At 71.2% G+C, this 15,423-nt stretch carries 13 protein-coding genes; 4 read left to right on the top strand and 9 right to left on the bottom strand.

The genetic code is table 11. From position 1 onward, the window contains the following. Nucleotides 1-165 precede the first annotated feature (165 nt). The 3 genes from BpN12_RS26005 to BpN12_RS25995 all read right to left on the bottom strand — a co-directional run bounded on the left by BpN12_RS26005 (nucleotide 166) and on the right by BpN12_RS25995 (nucleotide 3,827). Nucleotides 166-588 (bottom strand): YidB family protein, encoded by a 423-nt coding sequence (locus BpN12_RS26005; RefSeq protein ID WP_246795104.1) that lies wholly within the window; start codon nucleotides 586-588, stop codon nucleotides 166-168. A 110-nt stretch (nucleotides 589-698) separates the two neighbouring features. After that, nucleotides 699-1,325, bottom strand: coding sequence for a ComEA family DNA-binding protein (locus BpN12_RS26000; RefSeq protein ID WP_246798012.1), 627 nt, complete (start codon nucleotides 1,323-1,325; stop codon nucleotides 699-701). A 555-nt stretch (nucleotides 1,326-1,880) separates the two neighbouring features. Further along, nucleotides 1,881-3,827: a sigma-54-dependent Fis family transcriptional regulator gene (locus BpN12_RS25995; protein WP_246795103.1), complete on the bottom strand. Its 1,947-nt coding sequence runs from the start codon at nucleotides 3,825-3,827 to the stop codon at nucleotides 1,881-1,883. A 446-nt stretch (nucleotides 3,828-4,273) separates the two neighbouring features. Between BpN12_RS25995 and BpN12_RS25990 the strand changes: the two genes are divergently transcribed. The 4 genes from BpN12_RS25990 to BpN12_RS25975 all read left to right on the top strand — a co-directional run bounded on the left by BpN12_RS25990 (nucleotide 4,274) and on the right by BpN12_RS25975 (nucleotide 8,653). After that, on the top strand, nucleotides 4,274-5,344 hold the full coding sequence (locus BpN12_RS25990; RefSeq protein WP_342346208.1) for an ATP-NAD kinase family protein: 1,071 nt from the start codon (nucleotides 4,274-4,276) through the stop codon (nucleotides 5,342-5,344). Nucleotides 5,345-5,474: 130 nt separating this feature from the next. Beyond that, on the top strand, nucleotides 5,475-6,458 hold the full coding sequence (locus BpN12_RS25985) for a thiamine pyrophosphate-dependent dehydrogenase E1 component subunit alpha (RefSeq protein WP_246795102.1): 984 nt from the start codon (nucleotides 5,475-5,477) through the stop codon (nucleotides 6,456-6,458). 58 nt (nucleotides 6,459-6,516) lie between these two features. After that, entirely contained in the window at nucleotides 6,517-7,527 is a 1,011-nt protein-coding gene (locus tag BpN12_RS25980; protein ID WP_246795101.1) for an alpha-ketoacid dehydrogenase subunit beta, read from the top strand. Between the two features lie 4 nt (nucleotides 7,528-7,531). Further along, nucleotides 7,532-8,653 (top strand): acetoin dehydrogenase dihydrolipoyllysine-residue acetyltransferase subunit, encoded by a 1,122-nt coding sequence (locus BpN12_RS25975; protein WP_246795100.1) that lies wholly within the window; start codon nucleotides 7,532-7,534, stop codon nucleotides 8,651-8,653. 28 nt (nucleotides 8,654-8,681) lie between these two features. On the opposite strand, the gene BpN12_RS25970 is transcribed toward BpN12_RS25975, so the two are convergent. The 6 genes from BpN12_RS25970 to BpN12_RS25945 all read right to left on the bottom strand — a co-directional run bounded on the left by BpN12_RS25970 (nucleotide 8,682) and on the right by BpN12_RS25945 (nucleotide 15,351). Next, complete coding sequence (locus BpN12_RS25970; protein WP_246795099.1) at nucleotides 8,682-10,037, bottom strand: MATE family efflux transporter; 1,356 nt, start codon at nucleotides 10,035-10,037, stop codon at nucleotides 8,682-8,684. A gap of 2 nt (nucleotides 10,038-10,039) precedes the next feature. Continuing rightward, the gene (locus BpN12_RS25965; protein ID WP_246795098.1) at nucleotides 10,040-11,797 is read right to left on the bottom strand and encodes an ArnT family glycosyltransferase; all 1,758 of its coding nucleotides are present in this window, start codon (nucleotides 11,795-11,797) and stop codon (nucleotides 10,040-10,042) included. 186 nt (nucleotides 11,798-11,983) lie between these two features. Beyond that, on the bottom strand, nucleotides 11,984-12,244 hold the full coding sequence (locus BpN12_RS25960; RefSeq protein ID WP_055138823.1) for a type B 50S ribosomal protein L31: 261 nt from the start codon (nucleotides 12,242-12,244) through the stop codon (nucleotides 11,984-11,986). 166 nt (nucleotides 12,245-12,410) lie between these two features. Continuing rightward, nucleotides 12,411-13,256: a M90 family metallopeptidase gene (locus tag BpN12_RS25955; RefSeq protein WP_246795097.1), complete on the bottom strand. Its 846-nt coding sequence runs from the start codon at nucleotides 13,254-13,256 to the stop codon at nucleotides 12,411-12,413. Nucleotides 13,257-13,294: 38 nt separating this feature from the next. After that, nucleotides 13,295-14,854: an MFS transporter gene (locus BpN12_RS25950; protein WP_246795096.1), complete on the bottom strand. Its 1,560-nt coding sequence runs from the start codon at nucleotides 14,852-14,854 to the stop codon at nucleotides 13,295-13,297. Beyond that, on the bottom strand, nucleotides 14,851-15,351 hold the full coding sequence (locus BpN12_RS25945; protein WP_246795095.1) for a MerR family transcriptional regulator: 501 nt from the start codon (nucleotides 15,349-15,351) through the stop codon (nucleotides 14,851-14,853). The genes BpN12_RS25950 and BpN12_RS25945 overlap by 4 nt, the downstream gene beginning before the upstream one ends. Nucleotides 15,352-15,423 lie beyond the last annotated feature (72 nt).

Below are 15,423 nucleotides of genomic sequence, written 5' to 3'. Positions count from 1 at the left end.
TGCGATCGGGCCGTCAAGTCCCGTCCTGCTCGTTATGCCGTTCGGTTCCTCAGAAAGAACCTTAACTGAACGGCATTACCGCCTTGGCGGGGTTTTTCTTTTTCCGGCGTGGGGAACGCGGCGGCCTTCCGGCCTCCGGGCCTCCAGCCTTTTAGTCGTTCAGCCTTATGCCGACTTGCCGAACAGCCCGGCCAGCTGCGACAGCGTGCCGAGCAGGTTCGACGTATCGACCTGGCCGCCGGCCGGCACCTCGCCGTTCGGCGTGGCGTGGTTCACCGCGTGCGGCAGCACCTGCGCGAGGATGCTCGAGGCCTGCGCCGGGTCGAGGCCGACCTTGCTCGCGATCGCCGTGACCGCGTCGGAGCCGAGCACGTTCTGCAGCGTGTCGGGCGAGATCGGCTGGTTCTCGCCGTTGCCGACCCACGAGCCGATGATCTCGCCCGCGCCGCCCTGGCGGAATTTCTCGATCAGGCCGTTCAGGCCGCCGGGCTGGTTGTTGATGAATTCGAGCGCCACGGCGAGCAGGGCGTTCTGGTTGCCGCCGTTCTCGCCGCCAAGCACGCCACCCACGATGTCGAGCAGACCCATGATGATTCTCCGATGAATGATGCCGGTTTTCCGGGCCGGCGCCGCATGGCGATGCCGGCCGATGAAGGTGCCCGCCGCGCGAGCCGCGTCGCGGCGGGCGGCCGTGCCGCTCAGGTGCCCGAGGCCGCCGTCGCGGCCGATGCGGCCTGATTCTTCTTCGATTTCCTCGAACCCTTCGCCTTCGGTGCCGAGCCCGCGGCCGGCACGGCTGCCGTAGCAGCGGGCGCTGAGGCGGCCGATGCGCCGGCGGCGGTGGCCGCCTTGTCCTGTTTCTTCGCGCGCTTGCCGCGGGCCGGTTTGGTGGCCGTGTCGGTGGCTGTGCCGGTGGCCGATGCCGGGGGCGGCGCGGCGGTGGTCGGCGTTGCCGCGGTCGGGGCCGGCGCCGGCGTGCCGGTGCTGGTGCCGGCCTGCGTCCTGGTCGCGCGCGTGCCGGCCGCCGGGGCCGGCTTCGCGCCGGTCGGCGGCGCCGTCGAGCCGCCGATCGTCAGGCCCGCCGCCTCCAGGTTCGCGACCGATTTCTGGCCGAGCCCCTTCACGCGGTTCGCGAGATCGTCCGCGCTCTTGAACGGACCGTTTTTCGCCCGCTCGTCGAGGATCGCCTTCGATTTCACCGGTCCCAGGCCCTTCACCGATTCGAGCGCCGCCTGATCGGCGGTGTTGACCTCCACGGCGGCCGCGAACGTCGCCGTGAGCGACATCGACAGCGCGACGAACAGCATCAGCAGCGTCTTCAGCAGGTTCTGCATGACAGGAACTCCCCAGTTGAGCGGTCGAACCGCTGTTGGAACGGACAGACGATCACGCGAGGCGGGCTGCCGTCGGGCTGCGATTCAGCACAGCACAAACGCATGCTCTTTTCGAGACGGCGCGGGCAGTGTTGCGCATTGCGGCGTGGGCTGTAAAGGGGGGCCCGGCCGGGAACGGCCGTTTTGACGATGTTTGACGCTGGGTGACGTGTCCGGTGCGGCCCTCGGCGAGGTGGGCGCGAGATGGGCAGGGCGGATTGGATCGAGCGACCGGTCCGGGCGGTTTCCAGGACAGCTCGCGCCGGGCGGAGTGGCGTGTGTGACGGCGGCGCGGCATGGGCCGGCCGGGCGACGCGCCGATGCGGCCCCAGCGGCGGGAGGGCTGGCGGTGCCGATTCGCCTCGCGGCCCGAAAACCGGTTGGCGGCTCGACTCCGGTTCGACTCCGCCTCGACTCCGGCGCGGAGCCGGATGCGGGTCCAGGTGTCGATCCGGGCGCCGATCGGGCGTATCCGGTGCCGGATTCCTGGTCCGTCGCGGTGGCGCCTCAGCGACGATGCGGCGGCACGATCCCGAACCGGGCGATCCACCGATACAGCGTCGCGCGCGAGATGCCGAGCGCCGCGGCGGCCGCTGCCGGGCGCCAGCGGTGCGCGCTCAGCGCGGCGACGACGCGCGCGCGCTCGTCGTCCGCGCCCCGGCCCGCGTCGTCGGCCGGCGGCGCCAGCGCGGCGGCGAGATCGGCCGGCAGATGGCGCCGCTCGACGCGCGTGCCGTCGCAGACGGCGCAGGCGTAGCGCAGCGCGTGTCGCAGCTGCCGCAGGTTGCCGGGCCAGGCGAACCGGCCGAGCGCGTCGGCCAGCGCCGGATCGAGCGTCAGCACATGGCCCGCGGCCTGCGCCTCGTCGGCGAACACGGCGCGGATCAGGTCGTCCAGATCCTCGCGCTCGCGCAGCGGCGGCAGCGTGAACTGCGCGCCGCCGAGCCGGTAGTACAGATCCTCGCGAAACGCCTGCTGCGCGACCAGCCCGGCGAGATCGCGGTGGGTCGCGCAGATCAGGTCGAAATCCACGCGCACCGGCGCATCGCCGCCAAGCGGCATCACCTCGCCGTCGGCCAGCACGCGCAGCAGGCGCGTCTGCAGCGCGAGCGGCATGTCGCCGATCTCGTCGAGGAACAGCGTGCCGCCGTCGGCCTGCGCGATCCGGCCGCGCGCGCCGTGCCGCCGGGCGCCGGTGAACGCGCCGGCGACATGGCCGAACAGCTCGCTCTCGATCAGCGCCTCGGGCAGCGCGCCGCAATTGACGGCGACGAACGGGCGGGTGCGGCGCGGCCCGGCGTCGTGCAGCGCCCGCGCGAACACTTCCTTGCCCGCGCCGGTTTCGCCGAGGACGAGGATCGGCAGCCGCTTGCCGGCCAGCCGCGCGGCCAGTTCGGCCTGACGCGCCACGCGCGCGTCGCGGCTCGTCAGATAGGGCGTAAGCGCGCCCAGGCGCTGCGCAGCGGCGGCCCGGCGCATGGAGTCGCCGATGCCGCCGTTGCTGCCGCTGCCACCGGTGTCACGTGCCGCGCGGCGCAGCGGCGCCCGCACGCGTGCATGCAGCAGCGCGCCCGTCGCGCGCACGCGCAGGCCGGTGATGGCCTCGACGCGCCCCGCGTCGCGCAGCGGCAGCCCTTGCATGTCGAACACCTCGTCGATATGGCGCGGCGCATTCAGCGCCGGCAGCGCTTCCCGCGCGTGGCGATTCGCGGCCACGATGTTGCCGCACTCGTCGAACGCGATCAGCCAGTCGGGCCGCGCCTCCACGTAGTCGCGCCCGGCATGGCCGAACAGCACCCAGTGCGAGGCCGCCCGGTGCAGGAAATAGCCGTCCTCGATCAGCGCCGCGCTTTGCCTGACGAGTTGATAGACGAGCCGCTGGCTGTCGTGCCGGTCCGGCGACATCACGGCCGACGCGTCGAGCACGCCGATCAGCTCGCCGCCCGGTGCGAAGATCGGCGCCGCGCTGCAGGTCAGCGTCGTGAACGCCGCGCGGAAGTGGTCGCTCTTGTGGACCGTGATCGGCGCGAGATCGGTCAGCACGCTCGCCACGCCGCAGGTGCCTTCCTCGCGTTCGGACCAGCACGAGCCGATGTGCAGCCCGGCCTGGCGGAAGGCGGCGCGCCGCTCGCGGTCGATCCGGTAGTCGATCGTCACGCCGTGCGCGTCGGTCAGCATCACGCAGTAGTCGGCCACGCGGACCATCTCGTGCAGGCGCGTCAGGCATTCGCCGGAGGCGCGCAGGAACGCGTCCTCGCGCTCGCGCACCTCGCGCAGTTCGCCCGCGGTCAGCACGCGCGGCCCGATCGGCGAGCCGGGATCGAGCCGGTAATCCTCGAGCGAGCGGCGCCACGACGAGGCGAGCCGGTTCGAATCGGCGGGCGCGGGCAGGCGGCCGTCGAGCGTGCCGAACACGCGTTCGGCATGACGGTTCCGGGCAACGGCGTAAGGCATCGGGGGCGCTCCGGCTGGGCGGGATGGCGTGCCTCTTGTAGCACATCGCGCGCTGCCGATCACCCTGCGGCGCAACACGGCGACGCAGTGAGACGAACGTCTCAGGCCGGCCGCGACGACGTGCGCCGCAGCATGCGCTACCGGCATCGCGGCGTGGCCGGCCCGGTGTGCGGCGCCGCGCGCGTCGCGCTGCGGCGCAACGAAATGGGACGCGGCGGGCGCGGCGTCTCGCACGCGGCGAGACGGCATCGCGAGACGCGGGCCGCCTGCCGGCCTCGCTGCGCTGCCGGAAAGATCGCGCGCCGGGCCGCCGCGACAAGGGTTCTCGTCAAATCGGGCCGATCTGGCATGTGCCTTGCAGAAGAGGCAGCAGCGCCGTTGCATCCGCCGCGGCGACTACGATACCGAACCGGCCGCCGTACACGCGGCCGACAGGAGACACGCCAGTGACCGCGCCCGTAACCGTCGGCGTGATCGCGAACCCGGCCTCGGGTCGCGACATCCGCCGTCTGACCACGCATGCCTCGGTGTTCCCGACGGCCGAGAAGGCCAACATGATCGTGCGCCTGCTGGCGGGGCTCGGCGCGCTCGGCGTCGAGCGCGTCGTGACGCTGCGCGACCGGGCCGGCATCTCGGCGCTGCTGCTGCGCGCGCTCGATACGCACGCGGCGCTCGCCACGCGCGAGCGCTGGCCCGAGGTGGTGTTCGCCGATCTGCCGCCCACCGACAGCGTGGCCGACACGCATGCGGGCGTGGCCTGGATGCGCAAGCTCGGGGTCGCGCTGATCGCGGTGCTGGGCGGCGACGGCACCCATCGCGCGGTGGCCGCCCATGCCGGCGATACGCCGCTGCTGGCGCTCTCGACCGGCACCAACAACGCGTTTCCCGAGGCGCGCGAGGCGACCGTGGCCGGCATCGCCGGCGCGCTGGTCGCCACCGGCGCGGTGCCGGCCGAGGCCGCGCTCACGCGCAACAAGCGGCTGGTGGTGCGCTGCGTGGCCGGGCCGGCGCGCGGACGCGAGGAGATCGCGCTGGTCGACGTCTGCGCGGCGCGCCAGCGCTTCGTCGGCGCGCGCGCGATCTCCGAGCCGGCCGATCTCGAGGCGCTGTTCCTGACCTTCGCCGAGCCGCACGGCATCGGCCTGTCCGCGCTCGGCGGCGCGTTCGCGCCGCTCTCGCGCGAGGCGCCCTACGGACTCGCGATGCGGTTTGCCGGCGACGGGTTTGCCGACGACGCGGCGCGGGGCGGCGTGCCGGTGCTCGCCGCGCTCGCGCCGGGCCGCGTCGAGCGCGTGCTGCTGCGTGCCTGCGAGCGGATCGAGCCCGGCGTCTGGATGCCGATCACGGCCGAAGCCGGCACGCTCGCGTTCGACGGCGAACGCGAGATCGAACTCGCGCGCGGCGACCGCTACGAGGTCGCGCTCGACTGGCACGGCCCCGTCACGATCGACGTCGAGGCGACGCTGCGCGAGGCCGCCTCGCGGCAGCTGCTGCGCGCGTTCCGCATGCCGCCCTGATCCGCGCGCGCGGGCATCGGGACGTTGGCTGCCGCAGCCCGCGCCCGCCCGCGTCGGCACCTCGCGAAGCGTCGATATCTACCGCGCTTCGTTTTTCCTTCGCCTTCCTGAAGACAACAAGGAGACAACCATGACCGTATCGAACCCGCTGGGCCGCGATGCCTTGCTCGAGGCCTACCGCCTGATGCGCACGATTCGCGAATTCGAGGAGCGGCTGCACGTCGAGTTCGCGACCGGCGAGATTCCCGGCTTCGTCCACCTCTACGCGGGCGAGGAGGCGTCCGCGGTCGGCACCATGCTGCACCTGTCCGACGTCGACTACGTGGCCACCACCCATCGCGGCCACGGCCACTGCATCGCCAAGGGCGTCGACGTGAGCGCGATGATGGCCGAGATCTACGGCCGCACCACCGGCTGCTGCCGCGGCAAGGGCGGCTCGATGCACATCGCCGATCTGTCGAAGGGCATGCTCGGCGCGAACGGCATCGTCGGCGCGGGCGGCCCGCTGGTCTGCGGCGCGGCGCTGGCCGCGAAGCAGCGCAGGACGGGCGGCGTCGGCGTGTGCTTTTTCGGCGACGGCGCCTCGAACCAGGGCGTGATCTTCGAGTCGATGAACCTCGCCTCGGTCTGGCGGCTGCCGGTGATCTTCGTGGCCGAGAACAACGGCTATGCCGAGGCCACCTCGGTCAACTGGTCGGTGGCCACCGACAACATCGCCGATCGCGCGGCCGGCTTCGGCATGCCCGGCGTGATCGTCGACGGCTTCGATTTCTTCGCGGTCCACGAGGCGCTCGGCGAGGCGATCGCGCGGGCGCGCGCCGGCGGCGGCCCGACGCTCGTCGAGGTCAAGTTCTCGCGTTACTTCGGCCACTTCGAGGGCGACGCGCAGACCTACCGCGCGCCCGGCGAGGTGCAGAAGCTGCGCGACGAGAAGGATTGCCTGACGCGCTTCGAGGCGCGCGTGGTGCGCGCCGAGATGGTCGAGGCGGCCGCGCTGCGCGCGATCGACGCCGACGTGAAGCGGCTCATCGACGACTCGGTGGCCGCCGCCAAGGCCGCGCCGCTGCCCTCGGCGGAGGACCTGCTGACCGACGTCTACGTGTCGTATCCGTAGGCGCGCACCCACCACCGGCGGAACCGGCAGTCACGACAACATCGATCAGGAGACGGACATGGCAAGGAAAATCACTTATTCGCAGGCGATCAACGAAGCGCTGAGCCAGGAGATGGCGCGCGACGAAAACGTGATCGTGATGGGCGAGGACAACGCGGGCGGCGCGGGCGCGCCGGGCGAGGACGACGCCTGGGGCGGCGTGCTCGGCGTGACCAAGGGCCTGTTTCACAAGTATCCGGGGCGCGTGCTCGACACGCCGCTGTCCGAGGGCGGCTACATCGGCGCGGCGGTGGGCGCGGCCGCCTGCGGGCTGCGGCCGGTGGCCGAGCTGATGTTCATCGACTTCATGGGCGTGTGCTTCGACCAGATCTTCAACCAGGCCGCCAAGTTCCGCTACATGTTCGGCGGCAAGGCCGTCACGCCGGTGGTGATCCGCGCGATGACGGGCGCCGGCCTGCGCGCGGCGGCCCAGCACTCGCAGATGCTGACCTCGCTGTTCACCCACATCCCCGGCCTCAAGGTGGTGTGCCCGGCCACGCCCTACGACGCCAAGGGGCTGCTGATCCAGGCGATCCGCGACGACGATCCGGTGATCTTCTGCGAGCACAAGCTGCTCTATTCGCGCGACGGCGAGGTGCCCGAGGAGTCCTACGCGATCCCGTTCGGCGAGGCGGGCATCGTGCGCGACGGCGACGACGCGACCATCGTCACCTACGGGCGGATGGTCCACACGGCGCTCGACGCCGCGCAGCGGCTCGCGAAGGACGGCGTGCAGGTGGAGGTGATCGACCTGCGCACCACCTCGCCGCTCGACGAGGCAACGATCCTCGAAAGCGCCGAGCGCACCGGCCGCGTGGTGGTGGTGGACGAGGCGCACCCGCGCTGCTCGATCGCCACCGACATCGCGGCGCTGGTGGCGAGCCGAGCGTTCGACGCGCTCAAGGCGCCGGTCGAGCTGGTGACCGCGCCGCACACGCCGGTGCCGTTCGCCGGCGTGCTCGAAGACCTGTACATTCCGTCCGCCGACGCGATCGCGCGGGCCGTGCTGAATACCACCCGGAGGAAGTGAGGCGATGACGATCCACATGATCACGATGCCCAAGTGGGGGCTGTCGATGGAGCAGGGGCAGGTGAACGGCTGGCTGAAGTCGCTCGGCGAGCGCGTGAGCAAGGGCGACGAACTGCTCGACGTCGAGACCGACAAGATCGCGTCGGGCGTCGAATGCGCGTTCGACGGCATCCTGCGCCGGCAGATCGCGCAGGAGGGCGACACGCTGCCGGTGGGCGCGCTGCTCGGCGTGGTGGCGGCAGAGGCGGCCGGCGAGGCCGAGATCGACGCGGCCGTCGAGGCGTTCCAGCGCGATTTCACGCCCGGCGCGGCGGCCGACGACGAAGCCGGCCCGCAGCCCGGGAAGGCCGTCATCGGCGGGCGCACGGTGCGTTTCCTGACGCTCGGCGAGGGTGCCGGCGAGGCGACGCCGGCCGTGCTGATCCACGGCTTCGGCGGCGACCTGAACAACTGGCTGTTCAATCACGCCGAGCTCGCGAAACGGCGCCCGGTGTACGCGCTCGACCTGCCCGGGCACGGCGAGTCGGGCAAGGCCGTCGAGACCGGCGATCTCGACGAACTGGCCGCGAGCGTGCTGGCGTTCCTCGACGATCGCGGTCTCGCGCGCGCGCACCTGGTCGGCCACTCGATGGGCGGGGCGGTCGCGATGACGCTGGCCGGGCGCGCGCCCGGGCGCGTCGCCTCGCTGGTGCTGATCGCGAGCGCCGGGCTCGGCGAGGAGATCGACCGCGAGTACATCGACGGCTTCGTGGCCGGCAACAGCCGCAACACGCTCAAGCCGCACCTCGGCAAGCTGTTCGCCGATCCGTCGCTGGTCACGCGCCAGCTCGTCGAGGATCTCGTCAGGTACAAGCGGCTCGAGGGCGTGCAGGCCGCGCTCGCGAAGATCGCCGAGGCCGCGTTCGACGGCGCCACGCAGCGCCGCCGCTTCGCCGCGAGCCTGCCGGCGCTGGCGCCGCGCACGCTGGTGATCTGGGGCGAGCGCGACCAGGTGATCCCGGCGCATCACGCGCGCGCGCTGCCCGCCGGGATTCGCGCCGAGATCCTGCCGGGCAGCGGGCACATGGTGCAGATGGAGGCGGCCGGCGACGTGAACCGGCTGGTCGACGCGTTCCTCGGCGACTGAGGAGCGGGCGCGGCGGAAGGCGCCTGGCTTACGGCGCGTGCCGCAGCCAGCGCCGGCTGACGTGGTTCAGGTAGGTGACGAGCGCCGCGCCCGCGATCAGCAGGCTCGCGAAGTTCGCGAACCAGAAGCCGCGCGCGCCGGTGAACGCGGCCGGCGCCCAGCCGCCGATGTCGAAGCCGAGCAGGTAGCCGCCGCCCACCCCGACGCCCCATAGCGCGACGGCGTAGATCACGGTCGGCACTACGGCGACCTTGTAGGCGCGCAGCACGAACGCGGTGGTCACCTGGATCGCGTCGACGCAGTGGTAGAACGCGACGATCGTCACGAGCGGCAGCGCCGCCGCGACCACCGCCGGGTTCGGCGTGTAGGCGCCGATGATCAGGTGGCGCAGCGCGAGCACCACGCAGGCATAGCCGAGCGCGGTGAGCGCCGCGAACGTCACGCCGTGCCGCGCCAACAGCCGCGCCTCGTCGGGGCGGCCGGCGCCGAGCGCGCGCGCGACCAGCGTCGAGGCCGCGATGCCGATCGACAGCGGCGTCATGTAGAGCACCGCGCCGAGATTGCCGGCGATCTGGTGGCCGGCCAGCACGGTGGTGCCGAAGTGCGAGATGAACAGCGCCATGAACGTGTACGACGTGACCTCGATCAGGTACGAGAGGCCCATCGGCAGCCCGAGCTTGAGCAGCGCCTTCTGGCGCTGCCAGGTCGGCGTGCAGAAGCGCGCGAAGATGCCGAGCGGCGCGAACACGTCGAGCCGCGCCACCAGCGTGAAGCCGATCAGCGCGAGCGCCCAGTTGATCAGCGTGCTGGCGAGGCCGCAGCCGGGGCCGCCCAGCGCCGGCACGCCGAGCCCGCCGAAGATGAACCAGATGTTGAGCGGGATCTTCAGCGCGAGCGCGCCGAGCTGCAGGATCATCGCGAGCCGCGGCTTGCCGGCCGCGTTGGTCAGCGCGTTGTAGATGCGGAACATCAGGCTCGCGGGCAGCCCGAACGCGAGGATCCGCAGGTAGTCGACGGTGCGGTCGTGCAGTTCGGCCGGCGTGTGCGCGGCGCGCAGCAGCAGCTCGGGGAAGTGCAGCAGCAGGAAGCCGGGCACGGCGAGCATCACGGCGAGCCACATCGCCTGGCGCACTTCCTCGCCGATCTCCTGGAAGCGGCGCGCGCCGTAGAGCTGGCCCGCGATCGGCTGCAGCGCCGAGAGGATCCCGGTCAGCCCGATGAACACCGACACGTAGATCGACGAGCCGAGCCCGAGCGCGGCCAGGTCGAGCGCCGAGTAGCGGCCCACCATCGCGGTGTCGATCACGCCGAACGCGATGATGGCGAGCTGGCCGATCAGCACCGGCCACGCGAGGCCGGCGATGCGGCGGACGTCGGCGAGCATGGTCAGCCGCGCGCGCCGCGGCCGCGCGCGTGGCGGCGCACCGGCGAGTGCGGCCGCTCGATGCGCTCGTAGAGGCGGAAGCGCTCGTCGCGGTCGGCCGCGCGGCGGCCTTCCCAGACCAGCCGCCAGACGTATTCGGACATCGCGCTCGGATCGCCGTAGTCGGCGGCGTCCTGGCGCAGGATCAGGTCGCAGTTGTCGGTGAACGAGAAGTGCATGTCGCCGAAATAGGCGAAGGTCGCGATCTGCGCATCGCCGAGCCGCACCGGCGAGATGCATTCGTAGTCGGCCGGCAGGTGCGCGGCGATCTGCACCGCGACGTCGCGATAGGTCCGGCTGTAGTTCACGAACGGCAGCCACAGCGTCATCAGCAGCACCCACATCAGCGTGGTGCCGGCGCCCGACAGCACCACGCTGCGCCACAGCACCTTCGGCTGCCGCGAGATGCGCCAGCGCACCAGCACGAACCAGCAGCCGGTGACGATCAGCGCGCAGGCGAACGCGAGCGCGTTGAAATGCGGCACGTAGCCCGGCACGAGGCGGCCCAGGTTGCGCGCGAGCGGATACGGGAAGCCGGTGACCGAGGCGAGCCAGACCAGCCAGACGAAGCTGCCGAGGATCGTGAAGCTGAGCACCGCGAACCAGTCGATCGCGTTGATCGCGCCGCGCTTGAGCGTGGGCAGCGCGAAGGTCGCGAGCACCGCGAGCGGCGGCAGCAGCAGCATGTAGACGCGGTTGGTCTGCTGGCTCTGCAGGATCACCAGCGCGACCAGCGGCGCGGCGACGGCCAGCGGAATCGCGATGTGCGGCCGGCGCCGCCAGCCCTTCCAGCTGATCCACGCCCAGATCGCGAGCGGCCAGGCCGGCCAGGTGAACAGCGGCAGGTTCTTCGCCGCGTACTTGAGCACGGCCGTGGGCGGCCCCGAGAAGCGCATCAGGCTGCCGTGCATCCACTGGTCGAGGAACCAGGACGCATCGTCGGGGTAGAGCCGCAACGCGGCGAGGGGCCACAGCGCGAACAGCACGATCGCGATCGGCAGGCCGACCAGCGCCAGGTGGCGATGGCGCACCTCGGGCGTGACGGCGATCAGCACCACGGTGCCGACGATCAGCGCGCCCGTCAGCACCGGATTGCCCGACAGCAGCAGCAGGCCCACCGCCGCGCCCCACCAGGCGGCGCCGTGCAGCGGCTTGTCGGTCATCCGCACCAGGCCGTAGACCAGCATCGCGATCCAGGCGAACTGCGCGAGCTGCGGGGTGGTTTCGTGGCCGCGCTCGGCCAGGCCGAAGCAGGCGAGCAGCACCAGCAGCGCGCCGTCGGCGAGCGTGCGGCCGTAGTCGCGCGGCTCCGGTTCGCCGCCGAACGCGTACTTGAACGGCTGCACCTCGGCGCGGCGGCCGAGCAGGTAGGCGGTGAACCAGACGAACGCGCAGGCCACGCAGAACAGCACGCCGGTGGCGAGGCGCGACGCGTTGCTCGCGTCGAGCCACGGGCCGAACGCGCGGATTCCGAGCGCGCCGAGCCAGTAGCCGAGCGGGCCGTCGGAGGTGACGAACTTGCCGACCAGGTTCGGCAGCAGCCAGTCGTGCGCCGAGCCGCCCGCCATGGTCCACATCACGCCGAAGCCGGCCGCGTCCTCGTTTTTCCACGGGTCGCGCCCGAACAGGCCGAACGCCGCGTAGACGAGACAGAGCGTGAGCAGCAGCCAGCGCGGCAGCGCGCGCGTGGCGGAGGCGGTAAGGCGAACGACGGGCTTCATGCAGATGACTGACTTGGTATGAGGAGGCGCCTGCCGGCGTCGGCGGGCACGGCCGACTTGCGAGCATCCGGCATTGTAGACGCTGCGCGCGGGCGGTGCCGCAAGCGCGCAGACGAAAAAAGGGCAGCCTGGGCTGCCCTTTTCGTTCGAACCGGCGATGCCGCCAGCCGGTGTCGCGCGGCGAGCTTACGCCGCCTTGCCGTTGGCGCGCGCGCCGAACTTGTTCTTGAACTTCTCGACACGGCCGGCCGTGTCCATGATCTTCTGCTGGCCCGTGTAGAACGAGTGCGATTCCGACGACACTTCGATCTTGGCGAGCGGATAGGTCTTGCCGTCGAGGTCGATCGTCTCACGCGTCTGGATCGTCGAGCGCGTGATGAACTTGAAGCCGTTCGACATGTCCTGGAAGACGACTTCGCGGTAATTCGGATGGATACCCGGTTTCATGATGTTTCCTGTAATGGAGCGGTAGCCAACCCGCCGCGCGAATCCGTCAAACCGGACGCCGCGCCGTTGCGAGCCACTTGCCTTAGGTCGAAAAACGGCGATTATGCCAGAAAATCAGTTGCTTGACGATTTTTTGGCGTGCCCGGCGCTGCCTGCGCGATCCGGCTCAGCGGGCCGCCAGGCCGTCGAGCGCGCCGGTGCCGGCCGGGTCCTGCCGATAATAGTGCGCGAGCAGACGGTAGAGCTCCGGAAACTCGGCCTCGAACGGCCCCGGGCGCACGAACAGCGCCTCGCTGCAGATCGCGAAGAACTCCGACGGATGGTTGGCCGCATAGGGCTCGATCAGCGAATTGCGCTCGAAGCGCGCCCAGGCGCGATCCGGCACCGCATCGACGCGGTCGCAGAAGCGGTCGTAGGCGTGATCGAACACGTCTTCCCAGCGCGTCGCGTCCAGATGCGGTGCGTGCAGCCGGCGGAACAGCGGCGGATGGCCGTCCGCCTCGCCGTTGATCATGTCGATCTTGTGCGCGAACTCGTGGATCACGACGTTGTACACGTCGCTGCCGTCGGCCATCTGCACGTCCTCCCACGACAGGATCACCGGGCCGCCGCCCGGCAGGGCCTGGCCGACCGCGTCCTGGGTGAACTCGTGGACCACGCCGGCCTCGTCCTCGACGGTATGGGGAATCAGGAATTCGCCCGGATAGACGATCACGCCGGCCCAGCCGCGATAGAGGTCGAGCCCGAGGTGCAGCACCGGCAGGCACGCCTGCGCGGCGATGTTGACCGTCATCGCGTCGGTCAGCTCGAGGCCGTGGGTGGTCGAGAAGGATTTTTCGGCGAGCAGGCAGCTGGTCATTTCGCGCAGCCGGGCCAGCTCGGCCGCGGGCCGCGCCGCGAGGAACGGCAGCTTCGCGAGCGTGGCGTCCCACAATGCGTCGGGAATCGGGAACGCGCGCAGCGCGCGGTCGCGGCGGCGCGTGTCGAGCCACCGGGAGAGTCGGGAGAACATCGATACGGGGCAGGCGTGACGAGACAGCGCACGGTACCTCAATCGATGGATTTTTGCCAGGCGGCGAACAGGCTGCCGCACAGCGCGACGCCGGCGATGAACAGGAAGCCGTCGAGCGAGGTCAGGAACGCCGCCTGGCGCCCGATCGTCTCGCTGATCGACACCAGCGCGAGCGTGTGCGCGTCGCCCGCCGCGTGGCCGCCGCCGGCGTAGCCGCGCGCGAGCGCCTCGACGGTCTGCGCGAAGGCGGGGTTGAACACGCTCGCCTGCTCGAACAGCCGTTCGCGGTGCAGCGCGTCGCGATGCTGCTCGATGATGATCACCGAGGCGGTCGCGAACGACAGCGTCAGCTGCCGCACGATGTTCTTCAGGCGGTAGCTGTGCGTGTAGTCGTCGATCGTGAACGCGCGGAACGTCAGGTTCGCGACCGGCATCACGATGAACAGCAGCAACAGGCCGCGCATCAGCAGCGGCGCGATCAGCTCGGCCTCGCCGACCCCCGGCGACATCCGCGCCATCGTGAACGCGGCGCCGGCCGCGAGCGCGAAGCCCGGCACGATGAACCATTTCTTGTGCGTGACGTGTTTCGCGTAGCGCAGATAGACGAACAGCGCGGTGGACGCGATCAGCGAGGTGGCGCCCGTCAGCCGCCCGGCGTTCTCGACCGGATAGCCGAGTCCGGCCTCGAGCAGGCGCGAGGTCAGGTAGCTGAACGAGGTGGTGATGTAGTAATAGAACACGTACAGCAGCAGGCCGACCTGGAACGTGCGCAGCCGCAGCGCTGACATCCGCACCAGCGGCGCGGGCTGGTTCCACTGATGGCGCGCGAACAGCGCCAGCGCCGCGAAGCCGGCCACCGTCAGCAGGATCAGCAGCGGCGACGACAGGAACAGCTGGTAGCGCACCTGCTGCATCACGATCTGCAGCGAGCCCTGCGCGAACGCGAAGATCACGTATGGCCAGATCTGGCTCGGGGTGCGCTCGGCGGGCGGCGCGTGGCCCGAATCGGGCAGCGTGGCGTAGGCCAGCAGCGAGCTCGCGAGCGCCATCGGCACCGTGCAGGCGAAGACCGCGCGCCAGGTGAAGCGCGCGATCAGTTCGCCGCCGACGATCGGCGCGAGCGAGGTGCCGAGCAGCAGCATGACGAGGAACGCGCGCAGCGCGGGCGCACGCTTCGGCGCCGGATAGGTGATCTGGATCAGGATGCGGCAGGCGCCCATCATCGGGCCGATGAAATAGCCCTGGAAGCCGCGCGCGAACGCGAGTTCGAGCGAGGTGTCGGCGAGCGTGGCGGCGATCGCGCCGAGCGCGTAGAGCAGCATGCAGCCGCTCACGTAGCGGCGATGGCCGACGCGGTCGATCCACCATTGCTGCTGGAGGATGCCGAGCACGGCCGTGATCGCATAGGCGCTCGAGGCCCAGACGAGTTCGTCGGGCGAGGCGTTGATGCCGCCGGCGATGTAGCTGGCGAAGAACGAGAACAGCGCGTTGTCGAAGTAGTCGAGGCCGGTGACGAACGCGAGCGCCCAGCGAAACAGCTCGCCGCGCGACGCGGCGAGATTGCCCGGCGGTGCCTGGGTGCGGGCGAGGCTGCTCATGGCCGTGACCTGCGGCTGCGGCCCTGCTTCGCGGCCGCCTGGCGGCGCGCGACCAGCGCGTCGGGGTCCTCGCCGGCGAGGCGCCGCTCGAGGTAGTCGATGTCGTGCAGCAGCTCGGCGCGGACCGTCTCGACCTCGCGCAGCTCGCGGCGCGCGGCGGCGATCCGTTCGTCGAGCGTCGCCACCTGCTGCGCGAGGTTCGCGTGGATTTCGCGCAGCGAATCGTCCGAGAAGCGCCGCTGCCCGTCGCCGGTCGCCTCGCTCGGCCGCTTCAGCATCTCGGTGATGCCGTGCAGCGAGAAGCCGAGCGCGCGCAGCCGCAGGATCCTCGCGAAGCGCTCGAGATCGGCCTCGGCGTAGAGCCGGTAGCGGCCTTCGCTGCGGATCGGCGTGACCAGCCCGCGTTCCTCGTAGTACTTCAGCGTGCGCGGCGTGACGCCGAGGCGTTCGGCGGCGTCGCGCACGGTCAGCAGGGAGGGGGCGGCGGAGCGGGTCATGATGGTCTGGGCGCGAGCGCGCGCGGCGAATGACAGGATGCTGCCGATTATAGATCAACGTGTACGTTCACG

The sequence above is a fragment of the Burkholderia perseverans genome (assembly GCF_022870505.1).
GTDB classification, from domain to species: Bacteria; Pseudomonadota; Gammaproteobacteria; order Burkholderiales; family Burkholderiaceae; genus Burkholderia; species Burkholderia plantarii.
Note: the sequence above shows the minus strand (reverse complement) of the source record. Positions and strands in the feature narration are given on the sequence as shown.

Bases quoted from the DNA above. Each gene is read 5' to 3' on its own strand.
- BpN12_RS25995 (WP_246795103.1), bottom strand. From the start codon at position 3,827: ATGCCTTACGCCGTTGCCCGGAACCGTCATGCCGAACGCGTGTTCGGC.
- BpN12_RS25960 (WP_055138823.1), bottom strand. From the start codon at position 12,244: ATGAAACCGGGTATCCATCCGAATTACCGCGAAGTCGTCTTCCAGGAC.
- BpN12_RS25985 (WP_246795102.1), top strand. From the start codon at position 5,475: ATGACCGTATCGAACCCGCTGGGCCGCGATGCCTTGCTCGAGGCCTAC.
- BpN12_RS25965 (WP_246795098.1), bottom strand. From the start codon at position 11,797: ATGAAGCCCGTCGTTCGCCTTACCGCCTCCGCCACGCGCGCGCTGCCG.
- BpN12_RS25970 (WP_246795099.1), bottom strand. From the start codon at position 10,037: ATGCTCGCCGACGTCCGCCGCATCGCCGGCCTCGCGTGGCCGGTGCTG.
- BpN12_RS25945 (WP_246795095.1), bottom strand. From the start codon at position 15,351: ATGACCCGCTCCGCCGCCCCCTCCCTGCTGACCGTGCGCGACGCCGCC.
- BpN12_RS25980 (WP_246795101.1), top strand. From the start codon at position 6,517: ATGGCAAGGAAAATCACTTATTCGCAGGCGATCAACGAAGCGCTGAGC.
- BpN12_RS25975 (WP_246795100.1), top strand. From the start codon at position 7,532: ATGACGATCCACATGATCACGATGCCCAAGTGGGGGCTGTCGATGGAG.
- BpN12_RS25955 (WP_246795097.1), bottom strand. From the start codon at position 13,256: ATGTTCTCCCGACTCTCCCGGTGGCTCGACACGCGCCGCCGCGACCGC.
- BpN12_RS25950 (WP_246795096.1), bottom strand. From the start codon at position 14,854: ATGAGCAGCCTCGCCCGCACCCAGGCACCGCCGGGCAATCTCGCCGCG.
- BpN12_RS26005 (WP_246795104.1), bottom strand. From the start codon at position 588: ATGGGTCTGCTCGACATCGTGGGTGGCGTGCTTGGCGGCGAGAACGGC.